The sequence below is a fragment of the Gordonia araii NBRC 100433 genome, from assembly GCF_000241265.1.
Classification (GTDB): domain Bacteria; phylum Actinomycetota; class Actinomycetes; order Mycobacteriales; family Mycobacteriaceae; genus Gordonia; species Gordonia araii.
On record NZ_BAEE01000068.1, the window covers coordinates 35,080 to 50,391 of the forward strand.

Here is a 15,312-nt window from a genome sequence, read left to right on the forward strand (position 1 = left end):
AACCCGGCGTGTGATCCGGGGAACTCCGTCCGAGGGTAGTCGCGAACCTGTTACAGAGCGAGACCCTGTCGCGCGATTCTTTCGACTGTGACGAGATCCAAGTCGTCAGCGGTTTCCCCCATCGCGAAGACATTCGACCGCGCCTGCCCGGGGTCGGTGCCGGGGTAATCCACGCGGGCATGGGCCCCGCGTGATTCGGTGCGCTCGACGGCTGCCGCGCACACGGCCGCGGCGACCAGCGTCAGCGCCGCGTCCTCGTACTCCGCGCGCCCGGCGGGCTCCACGAGAGGAGCGTCGCGGAAGGCGGCCAATTGCTCACTCAATCCGTCGCGGGTACGGCTCAACGCGGCGAACCTGCTCATCCGGTTCTGAAGATCCGTGCGCGGCATGACCCGCATGGCGGCGGGTTGCCGATCGTCGCCCACCGCGCGCGCAACTGCTGTTTCGCGCCTGTCGACGGCCTCGTCGGCGGCGCGCGCCCCCATCACCAGTCCCTCGAGCAGGCTGTTCGACGCCAGCCGGTTGGCGCCGTGCAGACCGGTGCGTGCGGTTTCGCCCGCCGCGAGGAGACCCGGCAACGAGGTGCGGCCGCGATCGTCGGTGACGACGCCGCCGCACAGGTAGTGCGCGCCCGGGATGACGGGGATCAGACCGCCGTCGATCTCGACACCGGCCGCCGCGATGCCCGCACTCACCGTCGGGAACCGACCGTCGAAGTCGGTCATACCGCTGATATCGAGATAGACGCAGTCCGCCCCGGTCCGCTCGATCGCCGACGTCACCGCCCGCGCGACGACATCGCGCGGCGCCAGGTCGCCCATCGGGTGGACGCCCTCGGTGACCGATCGGCCGTCGGAGTCCACCAGCCGCGCGCCCTCACCCCGCAGTGCCTCACTGACCAAGGACCGCCGGCCGCGAGCACCCGGGACGTAGAGCATCGTCGGGTGGAACTGGATGAATTCAAGGTCGGCGACCCGCGCGCCGGCCCGCAACGCTAGCGCGATCCCGTCGCCGGTGGCGGCGGCCGGGTTGGTGGTCGCCGAATAGAGGTGCCCCGCTCCACCGGTCGCGAGCAGCACCGTCGGCGCGGTGATCGTCCCGCTCGTCGGACCGCCCGACGAGCCGTCGTCGACGAGGAAGGAAACGCCGGCCACCGAGCCGTCGTCGGCGCGCAGGATCGACGTCGCCATCGCATGGTCGAGACAAGTCAGCGCTAGTCCGGCGGCGATCGCGTCGACGGTGGCGCGTTCCAGACTGCGCTGCACCTGGGCGCCGGTCGCGTCGCCGCCCGCGTGGATGATGCGCCGCACGCTGTGGCCGCCTTCCCGCGTCCGCAGCAGCCGCCCGTCGGAGTCGCGGTCGAACTCGGCACCGTCGTCGATGAGAGCGGCGACCGCCTCCCATCCGGCGGCGACGATCGTCTCGGTAGGTCCGGCCGCGACGAGTCCCGCGCCGGCGGCCAGCGTGTCGGCGACGTGAAGGTCGACTGAGTCCTCGGCATTGTCGGGCAGGACGACCGCGATCCCGCCCTGCGCGTAAAACGTCGACGTCGGGCGTTCGGCATCGCCGGCGTCTGCACCGGCGCCCTTGTTGAGCACGACGACGCGGAGTCCGGCACGGGCTGCGCGCAACGCGGCGGTCAGTCCGGCGACTCCCGCCCCGACGACGACGAGGTCGGCACTGCGCATGATCGACTCCTCTGGGCGGTTTCGCTTCTGGGCGGCGCTCATCGTTGGTGGCGCTCATCGTTGGTGGCGCTCAATTCTGGATGGCGCTCGATCTCCGGTTTTCGACTATCAATCGAAAACTCTACTCTCCCCGCCGACCGTGCCCACTCTCCCGCCGACCGTGCCCAGCATCTTGCCGACCGTGCCCAGTTTCTCGCCGACCGTGCCCAATATCCCGCCGATCGTGCCCAGTTTCTCGCCGACCGTGCCCAGCTTCTTGCCGACCGTGCCCAGCCTCTCGCCGACCGTGTCTTTGTCGAGCGGCGGCGAAGACACGGTCGACGGAAATGTGGGCACGGTCGGCGGAAATGTGGGCACGATCGGCGGAAATGTGGGCACGATCGGCGGGATATTGGGCACGATCGGCGCAAATGTGGGCACGGTCGGCGGAGGTGGTGGTGGTGTCGGTGTTGGTGGTGTTGTTCTTGCTACCGCAGGAACGCGGCGGCCCGATCGCCCCAGGTCGCCAACTCGGCGGGCGTGTTCGCGACGACCAGCTCCGCGTTCGGCAACGTCTGCGCCAGTGCCTCCCCCGACGACACCGGATGCGTTCCATCGCCGGTCCAGCACAGCACCAGCACGGGAAGCTCCAGCTCGGCGACCCGCTCCCGGGGCGGGAAATCGGTCTGCGCCGACCCGCGGAACACCGCGGGTAGCCGCTTCGCCGACACCTTCACCGGGTTGATGTTCCGGCGCGAATCGACCAGCGCGGGCGAGGCCGGCTCGTCGACGCTGAGGGCCACAAGCGCCGCGACGCCCTTGTCTTCGACGAGCTGCGCCGACCCCAATCGCATGCCGTTGGCCGCCGGGCGCGTCTCCCAGCACGTCGGTGGCGTCGTCAGGACCAGGCGGCTGAACCGCGTCGGCCGGTCCAGCGCCGCGTACAGGATCGACGCGGTTCCCATCGACGACCCGATCGCCCCGACCTTGCCTTTCAGCACGACGACATCGAGCAGCCCCAGCAGATCCTTCCCCAGCTCGGACCACGTGTACTCGACCGGATCGGTGCCGCCGGTCGAGCGGCCGTGGCCGCGCGCGTCGTAACGGATCAGCCGATGGCTGGCCGATACTGGCCGCCAGTCGAAGTGCCCGGCACGCTCCTGGGTGTAGGCGGCCGAGGTCATCCCGTGCGCCCACACCACCGGATCCCCCTTGCCGGTGACGTTGTAGGCGAGCCGGGCGCCGCGCACGTCGGCATAGGCGAAAGCCGGGGTCATGTGGCGCAGCATACGGCGGCAGATTCGAGTTCGCAGGGATCAACTCGTAGAATCCACTGCGGTGACCACAGGACGAAACAGTTCGCCCGGCGCTGGGAACGGTAGCGCGCGGGCCGGATCCAAGCGCGACGCGCCGACGCGGCGTCGCGCGACCTTGCCGTCGGTGTCGCCGCTGCACGAAGTCGCCCGCGCCGGCCGCACCGGCCTCGCCGCGGCCGCCGGCGTCGGACGGTTCGTCGTTCACACCGCCGCCGATGCCGTACGCCTGCGACCACCGTCGAGGGCGGGCATCGCCCACGAGGTCCGCACCACGTTCGAGCATCTCGGACCCACCTACGTGAAGCTCGGCCAGCTGATCGCGTCGAGCCCCGGCGTGTTCACCGAAGAAATGTCTGCGGAGTTCGAATCGCTGCTCGACCGGGTTCCGCCCGCCGACCCGAAGGCGATCGCCGAACTATTCGTCCAGGAGTTCGGCGCCCGCCCCGACGAGGTCTTCGCCTCCTTCGACCCGGAGCCCATCGCCTCGGCATCGATCGCGCAGGTTCACACCGCGACCTTGCACGACGGCCAGGAGGTCGTCGTCAAGATCCAGCGCCCCGGCATCGCCGACCGGCTGGCCCCCGACGTCGCCATCCTCGAGCGTGCCGCCGGACTGGTCGAGATCAGCGAATACGGCCGCATGCTCTCCGCGCGCCACATCGTCGAAGACTTCGCCAACGGGCTCGACGAGGAGCTGGACTTCCGCAACGAGGCCGCCGCCATGCGCGAGTGGTACGAGTGCCTGCAGCCGAGCAAATACGGTTCTCAGGTCCGCGTCCCCAAGGTCTACGACGAGTTCACCACTCCCAAGGTGCTCACGATGGAGCGGATCTACGCGCTCCGGATCGACGACGCGGAAGCCGTCAAGGCCGCCGGGCACGACGGCGTCCAGCTGTGCCGCACCCTGTTCCTCTCGCTGCTCGAGTCCGCTTTCCACGGCGGACTGTTCCACGGCGACCTGCACGCTGGCAACGTCCTCGTCGACGCCGACGGCAAGCTGGTGCTGCTGGACTTCGGCATCGTCGGACGGTTCACGCCGCGGACCAGGCGGATCCTGCGCCAGCTCGTCGTCGACCTGATCGTCCGCAAGGACTACGACTCGGCCGGGCGCGCCATCTTCCTGCTGGGCGCCGTGCACAAGCCGGGGTCGACGTCCAAGGGCGGCGCCGACATCAAGAAGGTCGCGATGCCGCTGACGAGCACCGAACTCGGCGAGATGTCGTACACGGATCTGGGCCGACAGATGGCGGCGGTCGCCAAGGCCCACGACGCCCGTCTGCCGCGTGAACTCGTCCTCGTCGGCAAGCAGCTGCTGTACGTCGAGAAGTACATCAAGTTGCTCGCGCCGCGCTGGAAAGCCATGTCCGATCCCGAGATCTTCGGCTACATGGCGTCGATCATGAAGGAAGCCGAACGGGACCGGCGCGCCGACAAGGCGACCGACGGGGCGGAAGGCTAAGCGTCGTCCCAGGTTGCTCCCGTTAAGGTGGTCCGCATGAAACGTTACGGCCTGGGTGTGTTGGCCTTCCTCGGTTTCGCTTGCCTGACGGCAGCGGTCGGAACCAAGTTGTTCCTGGTCCCGCAGCTGCGCGTGGTACCCCTCGATCTGGACATCACGTCCGTCGCCACGACCGTCGCCCCCGACGGCAAGACGGGCGAGCGCTTCCCCGCGACGCTGTTCGACCGCTGCTCGATCAACGAGCGCAGGGCAAAGACCTTCGACGCCCATCTGACCCAGCAGCGCCGTTCGCGCGTGGTCGATCCCTCGGACCGGCGCCAGGCCACCGTGCAGTCGGCTCAGACCGTCCGCATCGACCGGATCCGGGAGCGCGACGGCAAGGAGACCGCGCCGACGATGGCCAAGGCGGGCGAGGAGCGCACCTGCACCGACGCGCTGCTGACGGCCAGCATCGACCGCGTCTCGGTCGACCGCAAGACGTCGGTCCCCAACGGGGCGGTCAACGCGATCCAGACCGAGGCGGCGCCGGAGGGCACCGATCCGAAGACGGTTTCCGTCGAGGCCAAGCGCCAGGGCTTCCAGTACAAATTCGGCTTCAACGTCAAGAAGCGCGACTACCTCTACTACGACCTGAACACGCGTCAGGACACGCGGGTGCGGTTCGTCGAGGAGAAGGAGATCCACGGGGTGAAGGCCTACCACTTCGTCACCGAGGTGCCCGAGACCGATCTGGCCGATCTGGAAACCCCGCAGGGTGAGGCAGCGCTGGGCACGATGGTCTCGAAGCCGGCGCGGTGGTGGGGGGTCGCGGGTCGCGGCGTCAAACCGACCGAGACGCTGACCATGCACCGCTATGCGACGTCGACGCGCCACGTGTGGGTCGAGCCGTCGACCGGCACGATCATGGACGGCCGGGAGGACCAGCACCAGTACTTCAGGTTCCCCGACCAGAGCGAGGAGACCCCGGCCGCAGTTCGCGACTTCCGGATGGACTCCCTCAAGGCCACCTTCCAGTGGAGCCCGGAAACCGTGAAGGCGCAGGCCGAACGCGCCGAGACCTACGCGTCGAAGCTGCGTTTCGGTCAGGACACCCTGCCGCTGATCTTCGCCGGTGCCGGCGGCGTCTTCCTGCTGCTGTGGCTCGTCGGGCTATTCGTGACCCGGCGCTCCTCCGACGACGATTCGCCCGCGGTCACCAAGACCGCCAAACTGGACCGTGAGGCCGTCGACGACCAGTGGCGCGACGACGAGCCGACCGCGGCCGTCCAGCCGAGTCCCTGGCGAGACGAATCGCCGTGGCAACGCAGCGACGCCGGTGGTCCGAGTGCGGCACCGACGACGCAGTTCTCCACGGGCTACCCGGCCGAGCCGCAGGGACCGGTGCCCGACGAGCATTGGCACTACAACCAGCAGGGCCAGTACGTCGCCGACCAGGACCAGCCGGACCAGGGCTACTTCAACCGCGACGACCGCTGAGGGGCGCGGCTTCGACCGCAGGCTCGGCGTCGTCGTCGGGATCGCCTTCGGCGGAACGGTCTGAGGCGGTTCGCCTGGCCTCCTGCCGTGCCCGCAGTTTGGCCTGCTGCTTAGCCCGTTCCTGACGGATCACCAGCACGCCGAGAGCGACGATCGACACGACGAGCGCCAGCACGCCGATCACCAGCCGGACGTCCGCGCCCTCGAGGCCCTTGTAGATCAGCCAGGCGCCGAAGGCGAAGAACAGCGCCGCCGCGCCGCGGCTGATGACCCGCGGGGGCAGGTGGCGCGCCATGGCTGCGCCCAGCGCGATCGCCAGCGCGTCTGCGGCGACCATGCCGAGCGTCGACCCGATCCACACGCCGAACCAGTCGTTGTTGGTCGCCAAGGCGACCGTCGTGAACATCGTCTTGTCGCCGAGTTCGGCGAGGAAGAACGCTCCCGTGACCGCCGCGAAAGCCGAGGGGCCGATCTTCGCCGGCCGGGTCAGCCCCGGGTCGATGGTGTCGCCGCGAATGGTCCACAGCCCGAAGACGATCATCGCCAGGCCCGCCACCACCGAGGTGAGGTGCGTGGGAATGGACGCGCCCAGGAAGTGCCCGACCCCGACCGAGACGAGGTGGATGAGCGCGGTGGCGGTGGTGATCGCGGCGATGACCATCCACGAGCGGTAGCGCATCGCGAACATCACGGCCATCAGCTGCGATCGGTCACCGAGTTCGGCGACGAAGACGACGCCGAAACTGAGGATCAAAGCTGCAATCACGCGACCGACAGTATGGGCCGAAACGGCGCCGCGCAACAGATGGATTGGCCGCATTTCCGCAGGTAGGGGGTACAAAATCGCGGTTTTGGCTACCCTAACTTATTTGGTTGTCAGCCCTCGGGGCAATGACCTGCCGAAAGGCACGAAAAGGCTCGGGGCCACCGATCGAAATCGGCGGCCCCGAGCCCTGTTGTCTCGTCACATCAGCTGCGTTAGCTGCTGCCCATGCTTCCGGTTCCGCCACCGCGCACGGGTGCACCGTTGGGGGTGTAGAACGACGGGCGGTAGGTCTTGTACCAAGACTCCTTGAAGCGACGCTGCCAGTAGTCCCACCAGTGTCCGCCGTCGGGCGAGATGTGGGTCGTCAGGCGCACACCGACGGTCTGCAGCCGCGTGATGTACATCTGGCTGCTGATCGACGCGGCGGTCTCCAGGGGGACCATCTGGACGAAGCGCATCGGGTCGAAGTTCGGGCTGCCCGGGTTGATCGCGCTGTCGTACTTACTCGTGATCCCGGTGCCCGAGGACACGTACACCCACTTGCCGGCGAGGTTGCCCGCCGAGAGGAACGGATCGTTGGCGAACCACTGGCCGGCCGGGTAGATCCCCCACATGTTGTTGGGGTTACCGCCGACCTCGGCCACCGAGGCCTGGATTCCCTGGGTGAAGCCGGGCATGGTCACCGTCGGGTAGCCGCTGTAGGAAGCGACCGAGCGGTACAGGTTCGGGTGGCGCGATGCGATGTTCAGCGCCGACGTGCCCGACATCGACAGACCGCCGATGCCGTTGCGACGGTTGTCGGCCTTGTACTTCCGCTTCATGTAGCGCGGCAGCTCGCGGGTCAGGAAGGTCTCCCACTTGTTCAGGCCGAGCTTCGGGTCGCGCTGCTCCCAGTCGGTGTAGAAGCTGCCGGCGCCGCCGAAGGGGAGCACCAGGTTGACGCCCTTGCCGCGCATGAAGCGGGCGACGTCGGTGTTGATCAGCCAGCCGGTGTCGTTCTTGGGGGCGCGCAGGCCGTCCAGCAGGTAGATCGTCGGAGCGTTCGGCCGATTGGCCGGCACGACGTACACCGGGATCGACTTGTGCATGGCACGCGAGTAGACGCGGTCGGTGGCCGATCGGGCCTCGGCCGACGGCGCGCTGACTGCGCTGGCGAGGCCGGCGCCGACCATCAGGGCCATGGCACCGGCGACGAGCCGCGTGCGTGGTCGAGTCAACATTCGTTGTTGTCCTTTGATTGGACAGCCTTGCGCACCGTGGGCGGGCCGGGCTGCTTCGTCTTCTGGAATAGCGCGGATATCACGTCGACGATGACGTGACTCCGGTCGCAGACGAGTGTAACGGCTCGATAACAAGGGGGCAAAAGATCCTCGTCCGCCTTGAGCGCCGCGATCGCATCCAGACTCACCCGTCCACGGTATGACGTGCAGATATGGCGACGGCACCGGATCCGTCACAGATTAGCCACACCGCCTCCTCCGCCACACCCGCCTCATGCACCCCTCTCCGCAGAGGCCCGAATTGGCCGCAGCCGTCCCGTGCGGTTGGATCGGTGGTCGGACCCAGACCCGGGGACCCGCCTCGGGAGCGAACTGTCAGGAGCAGCAGTGATGAAGAATGTCGGAGTTATCGGCGGCGGCACGATGGGAGCCGGGATCGCCGAGGTGCTCGCCCGCGCCGGTTCGACCGTGCGAGTCGTCGAGCGCGCCGAGGCCATCGAAGCCGCACAGCAGCGCATCGAGAAGAGCCTGGCCCGCGCGGTGAAGTCCGGCCGCCTCTCCGACGACGACGCGAAGGCCGCACTCGACCGGATCACCATCACCTCCGACCTCTCCACCTTCGCCGACGCCGAACTCGTCATCGAGGCGATGCCGGAGATCGAAGAACTCAAGGTGGAGTACTTCACCAAGCTCGACGAGATCGTGTCACCCGACGCGATCCTCGCCACCAACACCTCGTCGATCCCGGTCATCCGCCTGGCGAACGCCACCAAGCACCCCGAGCGCGTGCTGGGCATGCACTTCTTCAACCCGGTCCCCGTCATGGCGCTGGTGGAGATCGTGACGACGCTCAAGGTCGACCGCACCGTCGTCGACAAGGTCGCCGCCTACGCCCGCGACACGCTGGGCAAGCGGACCATCGAATCCAAGGACCAGGCCGGCTTCATCGTCAACGCGCTGCTGATCCCCTACCTGACCAACGCGATCCGGATGTACGAGACCGGTTTCGCCAGCGCCGAGGACATCGACGAGGGCATGGTCAGCGGTTGCGGCCACCCGATGGGCCCGCTGCGCCTGTGCGACACGGTCGGCCTCGACATCTGCCTGGCCGTCGCCGAATCGCTCTACGCCGAGTTCGGCGAGCCGCAGTACGCGCCGCCGGTCCTGCTGCGCCGCATGGTCGACGCGGGCTACCTGGGTCGCAAGGTCGGGCGCGGCTTCTACGAGTACAGCTAGCCGCCGCTCCGCCGACTGGGCACCCCACCCCCGCCGACTGGGCACCCCACCCACGCCGACTGGGCACTACCCGGTGACGCGCCGTACGAACTCGATCGACTCGGCGAGCGCACGTTGCCCCGCGGGGGTGCCCAGCTCGAACTGGAACTCGTGACCGAGTTGTTCCGGCGTCGCATCGTCGTAGATGAGGGTGGCGACGTCGACGCCCCGTACCCGTAGCGCGGCAGCCAGCGGCACGCTCTGCTTCGCGGTCAGCGCGTCGGCGTTGCCGGCACCGATCCACGTCGGCGGGAACTGCGCCGTGACGTGCCGGATCGTCGACATCTGGTCCAGCGCGGCCGACGGCGACTGCCGTGACCCGGTGTAGGCCCACAGCGTGTTGTTGACGCCCCAGCCGAGGATCCGCGCCGGCGTGCTGTTCGGGTGGTCGGTGGGGCGCAGCGCGTAGGCGTCGTACACGCCGCAGTTCAGCAGCGCGCCCCGCAGACGCTCCGGGCCGATCGCCCGAGTCACCCCGACCTCGTGCGCGAAACCGGGGTTGGTGATCATCGCGGCCAGTTGCGACGCGAGGTTCGCTCCGGCGGAATCGCCGGCGAGCACCAGGCGCGTCGGATCGATCGTGTACTCGCCGGCGTGGTCGACGACGAATCTCAGCGCCTCGTTGAGCTGGGCGATCGCCAGCGGGTAGCGACGTTCGGGGGCGAGCGAGTAGTTCAGCGACACCACCGTGAACCCGGCACCGGCCAACCGCGTCAGGTAGTGCCCGGGATCGCCCTTGTCGCCCGACACCCAGCCGCCGCCGTGGATCCAGACGACCGTCGGCATCGGCACCGGCGAGCGCGGGTGGGTCGTCAGCGGCTGCCGCGCCAGATAGACGTCCAACTCGGTGTCGCCGGGATCCTTGCCCGCCAGCGGCGACCCGTCCGGCACATAGCTGATGTCGCGTTTGACCGTGACGTTCGGATCGGCGAACTGTGCGTTCCGCTCGCGCATCGAGGCCGCACCGTCGTCGAAGACGCGGCGGGTCAGCAGGGCGCCCGGCGTCGGCGTCACGTTGAGCACGCACATCGCGGTGACGAGGAGGAACAACACGAAGCAGACGGCCCACCACAGCCATTGGCTGGTCAACACACGGCGCATGCGTTCAGCATGCCCGACGACGAGCCCGCCGCGACCGAAATCCACTACGCTCAACGATCATGGGTTCGCAGAAGGATTTAGGCGCCGACGCCATCGTCGTCGGGTCCGGTTTGGCCGGTCTCGTCGCCACCTACGAATTGTCGAAAGCCGGCAAGCGGGTTCTGGTCGTCGATCAGGAGAATCGGAACAACCTTGGCGGCCAAGCCTTCTGGTCGCTGGGCGGTCTGTTCCTGGTCGACACGCCCGAACAGCGGCGCCTGGGCATCCACGACTCCGAGGAGCTGGCACTCACCGATTGGATGGGGTCGGCCGGCTTCGACCGCGACGACGAGGACTACTGGGGACGGCAGTGGGCCCGCGCCTACGTTCACTTCGCGGCCACCGAGAAGCGCGGCTACCTGCACGACCTGGGTCTGCGCATCACCCCGATCGTCGGCTGGGCCGAGCGCGGCGGAGGGTTCGCCGACGGGCACGGCAACTCGGTGCCCCGCTTCCACCTCACCTGGGGCACGGGACCGGAGGTGATGCGCGTTTTCGCCGAGCCCGTCCTCGACGCCGAGCGTCGCGGCCTGGTCTCCTTCGCCTTCCGCCACCGCGTCGACGACCTGATCGTCGACGGGGGCGCGGTCGTCGGCGTGCGCGGGTCCGTTCTCGAACCCACCGACGCCGAGCGCGGCGTCGCCACGTCCCGAGAAGTCGTGGGGGACTTCGAGTTCCGCGCACCGCAGACCATCGTCACCACCGGCGGAATCGGCCACAACCACGAGCTCGTGCGCGCCAACTGGCCCACCGACCGCCTCGGCCCGGTGCCCGAACACATGATCTCGGGAGTACCCGCCTACGTCGACGGCCGGATGCTCGGCATCGCCGAGAACGCCGGGGCCAACCTGGTCAACCGCGACCGCATGTGGCACTACACCGAGGGCATCCACAACTGGAACCCGATCTGGCCGGACCACGCCATCCGGATCATCCCCGGCCCGTCGTCGCTGTGGCTGGACGCGAACGGCGAACGCCTCGAACCCCCCAACTTCCCCGGCTTCGACACCAACTCGACGATGAAGGCGATCCTGGCCACCGGCCACGACTACTCGTGGTTCATCCTCACGCAGTCCATCGTCGAGAAGGAGTTCGCACTGTCGGGCTCCGAGCAGAATCCCGATATCACCGAGAAGGACCTCAAAGTCACCGCGAAGAGCCGGCTGGCCAAGGGGGCGCCCGGGCCGATCAAGGCCTTCCTGGAACACGGCGAGGACTTCGTCACCGCCTCCAACCTCGCCGACCTCGTCGCCAAGATGAACGAGATCGGCCGCGGAGCCGTGCTCGACCTCAACCAGGTCGAGCGGGTCGTGTCGGCGCGCGACGCCCAGATCGACAACAAGTTCTCCAAAGACGCACAGATGATGGCGATCACGAATGCCCGCCAGTACCTCGGCGACAAGGTCGTCCGCGTCGCCAAGCCGCACAAGCTGACCGACCCGAAGCACGGCCCGATGATCGCGGTGCGGTTGAACATCCTCACCCGCAAGACCCTCGGCGGCATCCAGACCAATCTCGATTCGCAGGTCATGGGAGCGGACGGCAAGCCCATCGAGGGGTTGTACGCGGCCGGCGAGGTCGCCGGCTTCGGCGGCGGCGGCGTACACGGTTACAACGCGCTGGAGGGGACCTTCCTCGGCGGGTGCATCTTCTCCGGTCGCGCCGCGGGCCGGGCCGCCGCCCGCGACGCGTAGTTCATCTGCTCGCGATGAGGTCGGCGATGCCCGTACCCGCGCGGAGCAGGGCACTCGACCGTTCGGCGATGGACCGCAACCGGGCCGCGAGCGCCTCGCGGGCGGCAGCGGCGTCGTCGAAGTCGCGAATCGACTCCAGCACCTCACGCACGGCGGGGATGCGATAGCCACCCGCCCGCAGCGCGGCGATGATCCGCGCATCCCGGATCGCGGCGAGCGGGTAGCGCCGAATGCCGAGGCCGGTCGCGCGTTCCGGAAGCAACAGCCCCTCCTGTTCCCAGAAGCGGAGAGCCGACGAGCGAACGCCGATCGCCTCCGCCAGTTCGGTGATGGTCATGACGTCGGCCGGCGTCGGCTCCGCTTCGATAGCGTTCTCGCGGAGGATACCGTCGAGCGCCCGTAGCGCGGCCAGGGTGCGCTCGCGCGAACGGGCCAGTCCGACGTGGAGTACAACGATCCGGGCGACCGCCTCGTCCTGCGGCAGCGTCTGGGCGTCGCGCATCGCGTCGCGGGCCACGACCGGGCCGACGGCGGTCGCGACATCCCGGTACGCGCGCAGCGCGGCTAGGTGACGGGATCCGAACCGACGATATCCGTTGGCCCCGCGCTGCGCCGGCGGGATCACCCCGAGCCGTTCGAGGTCGCGGACCTGTTGCACGGAGTAACCGGCCGCGGTCGCCAGGCTCCCAGTCGTGTAGCCGCCGGACGGAGCGTCGATCTCCTCCATCGCCAAACCCTCCGTTAGCACTTTAAGGACAGACTTGAACCATGAGTATGAACGAGATTCTGGCGACGATTCGAGACTTTCCCGGCGTTCTCGAGCTGGCCCCGATGCCGGGCAGCGACCATCCGGAACTCTCCTGGGGCGATCACTTCTTCTACTGGGCCCCCGACGGTGCCGTGCCACGGAACAGGCAGCCCTACGCGACGATCGTCACCAAGGACTACCCCGGCGACGACGCCTCCCGTCTCGACGACCCCGGTCGATGGCGCCTGAACGTCCACGTCGGCTCGAAACGGTTCGCCGAACTGGTGGGCCACACGCCTCGGGAGAGCGACGCCGAGTCCGTCGACTTCGCCGCTACCGACACCTTCTTCCCACATCCGGTCTACGGTGCCGCCGGATGGGTCGCGGTGGTCAATCCCGGGCCGCGAACCACGGCCCGCGCCCTCGCCGTCCTCCGTGAGGCACACGACGCCGATCGGTGTCGGACCGAACGCCGGTCGACGGATCGCCGCCCTCGTCCCGGCGACTAGTGCGACGAACCCGGCCGGTCCAGCAAAGGGTGCCCTGACCACGTAATTCCCATCACGGTTATCGCCATGGGACCGGCACGCCCGCCCGGCTTCCACTAGCCTGGGCAACTGTGGCCACGCCGCAGATCATCATCACTCGCAAGCATCCGTATGCGATTTTTCTCGTCTTGACACTCGCCGACGACGCCGATGTCGAGCAGGTGCACGACGTCATTTCCGGGTTCACCGGCACCGTGCGTTCGGTGTCCTCGCGCGCCCCGGAAGCGAACCTGGTCGGCATCCTCGGGGTCGGCTCGGCGGCCTGGGACCGGCTTTTCACCGGCCCGCGGCCCGCGTTGCTGCACCCGTTCAAAGAACTCCACGGTCCGCACACGGCGCCGTCGACACCCGGCGATCTGCTCATCCACATCAAAGCCGATTCGGCCGGCCTCTGCTACGAGGTCGCCAGCAAGATCACCGACGATTTCGGCGCCAACGCGACCGTCGTCGACGAGACGCACGGCTTCCGCTACTTCGACCTGCGCGACCTCATCGGCTTCGTCGACGGAACCGAGAACCCGACCGGCCAGGATGCGATCGACGCCATCACCGTCACCGACGACGACGCGGCGTTTCAGGGCGGCAGCTACGTCGCGGTACAGCGCTATGTGCACGACATGCCGGAGTGGACGTCGCTCTCCACCGAGGACCAGGAGGCCGCGATCGGCCGCAGCAAGGCCGACAACATCGAGATGGACGACGAGACGAAACCGTCGAACTCGCACATCGCGCTCAACGTCATCACCGACGACGAGGGCAACGAACTGGAGATTCTGCGCGACAACATGCCCTACGGCAGCGCCGAAGGGGAGCGGGGCACACTCTTCATCGCGTACTCCTCCTCCCCCGAGATCACCGAGCGCATGCTGGAGAACATGTTTCTCGGCGACCCGCCCGGCAACACCGATCGGCTCCTCGACTTCACCACGGCCGTCACCGGCAGCCAGTACTTCGCTCCCCCCGTCGACTTTCTCGACGACCCGCCGCCGCCTCCCGAGGCCGGCGAAGACCTCGTCGCGGATTCGCCGGAACCGCGACGCGCCGACGGTTCCCTCGGCATCGGATCGCTGCGTTGAACCCATCCCGTCAGACCCCCACCCCGCACAGGAGGACACCATGAACAACCTGCATCGCGAACTCGCGCCCATCTCCGCGGCGGCGTGGGAAGAGATCGAGACCGAGGCGTCGCGCTCCTTCAAACGCAACGTCGCCGGCCGCCGGATCGTCGATATCGTCGGCCCGCTCGGCCTCGACGCCGCCTCCGTCGGCACCGGCCGGACCCACAAGATCGACTCGCCGACCGACGGCATCTCCGCGTCGCTGCGCGATTCCCAGTCCCTCGTGGAGCTGCGCGTGCCGTTCACCGTCACCCGCGAGGCCATCGACAACGTGGACCGCGGCGCCAAGGATTCCGATTGGGATCCGGTCCGCGACGCGGCCCGCGATCTCGCGCTGGCCGAGGACCGCGCCATTTTCGAGGGCTACGAAGCCGCGGGGATCGCCGGCATCCGCAGCCAGGCACTCGGCCCGATCAAGCTCCCCGAGGAGGTCGTCGACTACCCCGAGGCGCTCGCCGAAGCACTGTCCGCGCTCAAGCTGGAATCGGTCGACCACCCCTATTCGCTCGCCGCGTCGACGACGATCTACAACGCGATCAGTGAGACGTCCAACCACGGTTACCCGATTCGCCAGCACCTACAGCGACAGCTGGTCGAGGGCGACATCCTCTGGGCGCCCGCTCTCGACGGCGCCTACGTCGTGTCCAAACGCGGCGGCGACTTCGAGCTGACCATCGGCCAGGACGTGTCGATCGGCTACGACTCGCACACGGCCGACGTGGTCAACCTCTACTTCATCGAGTCCTTCACTTTCCTCGTCTACACCGGCGAGGCGGCCGTCGCACTCATCTGAGCGATTGTAGCGCCGCCAGCCAATAGCCCGGATTGGCCGATTCCCGCAGGTCCGCGGCGTAGTCGGCGAGTGAAATCCCGTGGCACGGCCCG

Annotated in this window: 14 protein-coding genes and 1 pseudogene; 8 read left to right on the top strand and 7 right to left on the bottom strand. The window is 68.3% G+C overall.

The window, feature by feature from the left end; genetic code table 11:
• Positions 1–50: 50 nt before the first annotated feature.
• On the bottom strand, positions 51–1,688 hold the full coding sequence (gene nadB, locus GOARA_RS15975; protein ID WP_007323451.1) for an L-aspartate oxidase: 1,638 nt from the start codon (positions 1,686–1,688) through the stop codon (positions 51–53).
• Between the two features lie 63 nt (positions 1,689–1,751).
• Between nadB and GOARA_RS20855 the strand changes: the two are divergent.
• Positions 1,752–1,922, top strand: a pseudogene (locus tag GOARA_RS20855) (hypothetical protein); the annotation flags it as partial.
• Positions 1,923–2,155: 233 nt separating this feature from the next.
• Here GOARA_RS20855 and GOARA_RS15980 read toward each other — a convergent pair.
• The gene (locus GOARA_RS15980; protein WP_050947326.1) at positions 2,156–2,944 is read right to left on the bottom strand and encodes an alpha/beta fold hydrolase; all 789 of its coding nucleotides are present in this window, start codon (positions 2,942–2,944) and stop codon (positions 2,156–2,158) included.
• Between the two features lie 163 nt (positions 2,945–3,107).
• On the opposite strand from GOARA_RS15980, the gene GOARA_RS15985 reads away from it, so the two are divergent.
• Together GOARA_RS15985 and pgfA are read left to right on the top strand one after the other, a co-directional pair.
• Positions 3,108–4,442: an ABC1 kinase family protein gene (locus GOARA_RS15985; RefSeq protein ID WP_007323454.1), complete on the top strand. Its 1,335-nt coding sequence runs from the start codon at positions 3,108–3,110 to the stop codon at positions 4,440–4,442.
• 36 nt (positions 4,443–4,478) lie between these two features.
• Positions 4,479–5,918, top strand: coding sequence for a cell envelope lipid trafficking protein PgfA (pgfA, locus tag GOARA_RS15990; RefSeq protein ID WP_007323455.1), 1,440 nt, complete (start codon positions 4,479–4,481; stop codon positions 5,916–5,918).
• On the opposite strand, the gene GOARA_RS15995 is transcribed toward pgfA, so the two are convergent.
• The 3 genes from GOARA_RS15995 to GOARA_RS19970 all read right to left on the bottom strand — a co-directional run bounded on the left by GOARA_RS15995 (position 5,899) and on the right by GOARA_RS19970 (position 8,092).
• Positions 5,899–6,684, bottom strand: coding sequence for a TMEM165/GDT1 family protein (locus tag GOARA_RS15995; protein ID WP_083834902.1), 786 nt, complete (start codon positions 6,682–6,684; stop codon positions 5,899–5,901). The two genes, pgfA and GOARA_RS15995, sit on opposite strands and share 20 nt — an antisense overlap.
• Positions 6,685–6,896: 212 nt before the next feature.
• Positions 6,897–7,904, bottom strand: coding sequence for an alpha/beta hydrolase (locus tag GOARA_RS16000; protein ID WP_007323457.1), 1,008 nt, complete (start codon positions 7,902–7,904; stop codon positions 6,897–6,899).
• Positions 7,898–8,092, bottom strand: coding sequence for a hypothetical protein (locus GOARA_RS19970; protein WP_138947736.1), 195 nt, complete (start codon positions 8,090–8,092; stop codon positions 7,898–7,900). Before GOARA_RS19970 ends, GOARA_RS16000 begins: the two co-directional genes overlap by 7 nt.
• Before the next feature lie 202 nt (positions 8,093–8,294).
• Between GOARA_RS19970 and GOARA_RS16005 the strand changes: the two genes are divergently transcribed.
• Positions 8,295–9,140, top strand: coding sequence for a 3-hydroxybutyryl-CoA dehydrogenase (locus GOARA_RS16005; RefSeq protein ID WP_007323458.1), 846 nt, complete (start codon positions 8,295–8,297; stop codon positions 9,138–9,140).
• Between the two features lie 66 nt (positions 9,141–9,206).
• On the opposite strand, the gene GOARA_RS16010 is transcribed toward GOARA_RS16005, so the two are convergent.
• Positions 9,207–10,280 (bottom strand): alpha/beta hydrolase, encoded by a 1,074-nt coding sequence (locus GOARA_RS16010; RefSeq protein ID WP_040523783.1) that lies wholly within the window; start codon positions 10,278–10,280, stop codon positions 9,207–9,209.
• Between the two features lie 59 nt (positions 10,281–10,339).
• Here GOARA_RS16010 and GOARA_RS16015 point away from each other — a divergent pair, with 59 nt between their 5' ends.
• Positions 10,340–12,013, top strand: a complete 1,674-nt coding sequence (locus GOARA_RS16015) for an FAD-binding dehydrogenase (RefSeq protein ID WP_007323460.1) — start codon at positions 10,340–10,342, stop codon at positions 12,011–12,013.
• A gap of 1 nt (position 12,014) precedes the next feature.
• Here GOARA_RS16015 and GOARA_RS16020 read toward each other — a convergent pair whose 3' ends face one another.
• The gene (locus GOARA_RS16020; protein ID WP_007323461.1) at positions 12,015–12,740 is read right to left on the bottom strand and encodes a MerR family transcriptional regulator; all 726 of its coding nucleotides are present in this window, start codon (positions 12,738–12,740) and stop codon (positions 12,015–12,017) included.
• 41 nt (positions 12,741–12,781) lie between these two features.
• Between GOARA_RS16020 and GOARA_RS16025 the strand changes: the two genes are divergently transcribed.
• From GOARA_RS16025 to GOARA_RS16035, 3 genes are all read left to right on the top strand, one after another.
• A complete protein-coding gene (locus tag GOARA_RS16025) occupies positions 12,782–13,270 on the top strand; it encodes a DUF6194 family protein (RefSeq protein ID WP_007323462.1) in 489 nt (162 codons plus the stop codon).
• Between the two features lie 110 nt (positions 13,271–13,380).
• Positions 13,381–14,385, top strand: a complete 1,005-nt coding sequence (locus tag GOARA_RS16030; protein ID WP_007323463.1) for a Dyp-type peroxidase — start codon at positions 13,381–13,383, stop codon at positions 14,383–14,385.
• Between the two features lie 40 nt (positions 14,386–14,425).
• Positions 14,426–15,220: a family 1 encapsulin nanocompartment shell protein gene (locus tag GOARA_RS16035; protein ID WP_007323464.1), complete on the top strand. Its 795-nt coding sequence runs from the start codon at positions 14,426–14,428 to the stop codon at positions 15,218–15,220.
• The last annotated feature ends 92 nt before the right edge of the window (positions 15,221–15,312 follow it).

Excerpts from the sequence above, each read along its gene's own strand:
- GOARA_RS16000 (WP_007323457.1), bottom strand. The coding sequence starts at position 7,904 with ATGTTGACTCGACCACGCACGCGGCTCGTCGCCGGTGCCATGGCCCTG.
- GOARA_RS16020 (WP_007323461.1), bottom strand. The coding sequence starts at position 12,740 with ATGGAGGAGATCGACGCTCCGTCCGGCGGCTACACGACTGGGAGCCTG.
- GOARA_RS16010 (WP_040523783.1), bottom strand. The coding sequence starts at position 10,280 with ATGCGCCGTGTGTTGACCAGCCAATGGCTGTGGTGGGCCGTCTGCTTC.
- GOARA_RS16015 (WP_007323460.1), top strand. The coding sequence starts at position 10,340 with ATGGGTTCGCAGAAGGATTTAGGCGCCGACGCCATCGTCGTCGGGTCC.
- GOARA_RS16005 (WP_007323458.1), top strand. The coding sequence starts at position 8,295 with ATGAAGAATGTCGGAGTTATCGGCGGCGGCACGATGGGAGCCGGGATC.
- GOARA_RS16025 (WP_007323462.1), top strand. The coding sequence starts at position 12,782 with ATGAGTATGAACGAGATTCTGGCGACGATTCGAGACTTTCCCGGCGTT.
- pgfA (WP_007323455.1), top strand. The coding sequence starts at position 4,479 with ATGAAACGTTACGGCCTGGGTGTGTTGGCCTTCCTCGGTTTCGCTTGC.
- GOARA_RS15980 (WP_050947326.1), bottom strand. The coding sequence starts at position 2,944 with ATGACCCCGGCTTTCGCCTATGCCGACGTGCGCGGCGCCCGGCTCGCC.
- GOARA_RS16035 (WP_007323464.1), top strand. The coding sequence starts at position 14,426 with ATGAACAACCTGCATCGCGAACTCGCGCCCATCTCCGCGGCGGCGTGG.
- nadB (WP_007323451.1), bottom strand. The coding sequence starts at position 1,688 with ATGCGCAGTGCCGACCTCGTCGTCGTCGGGGCGGGAGTCGCCGGACTG.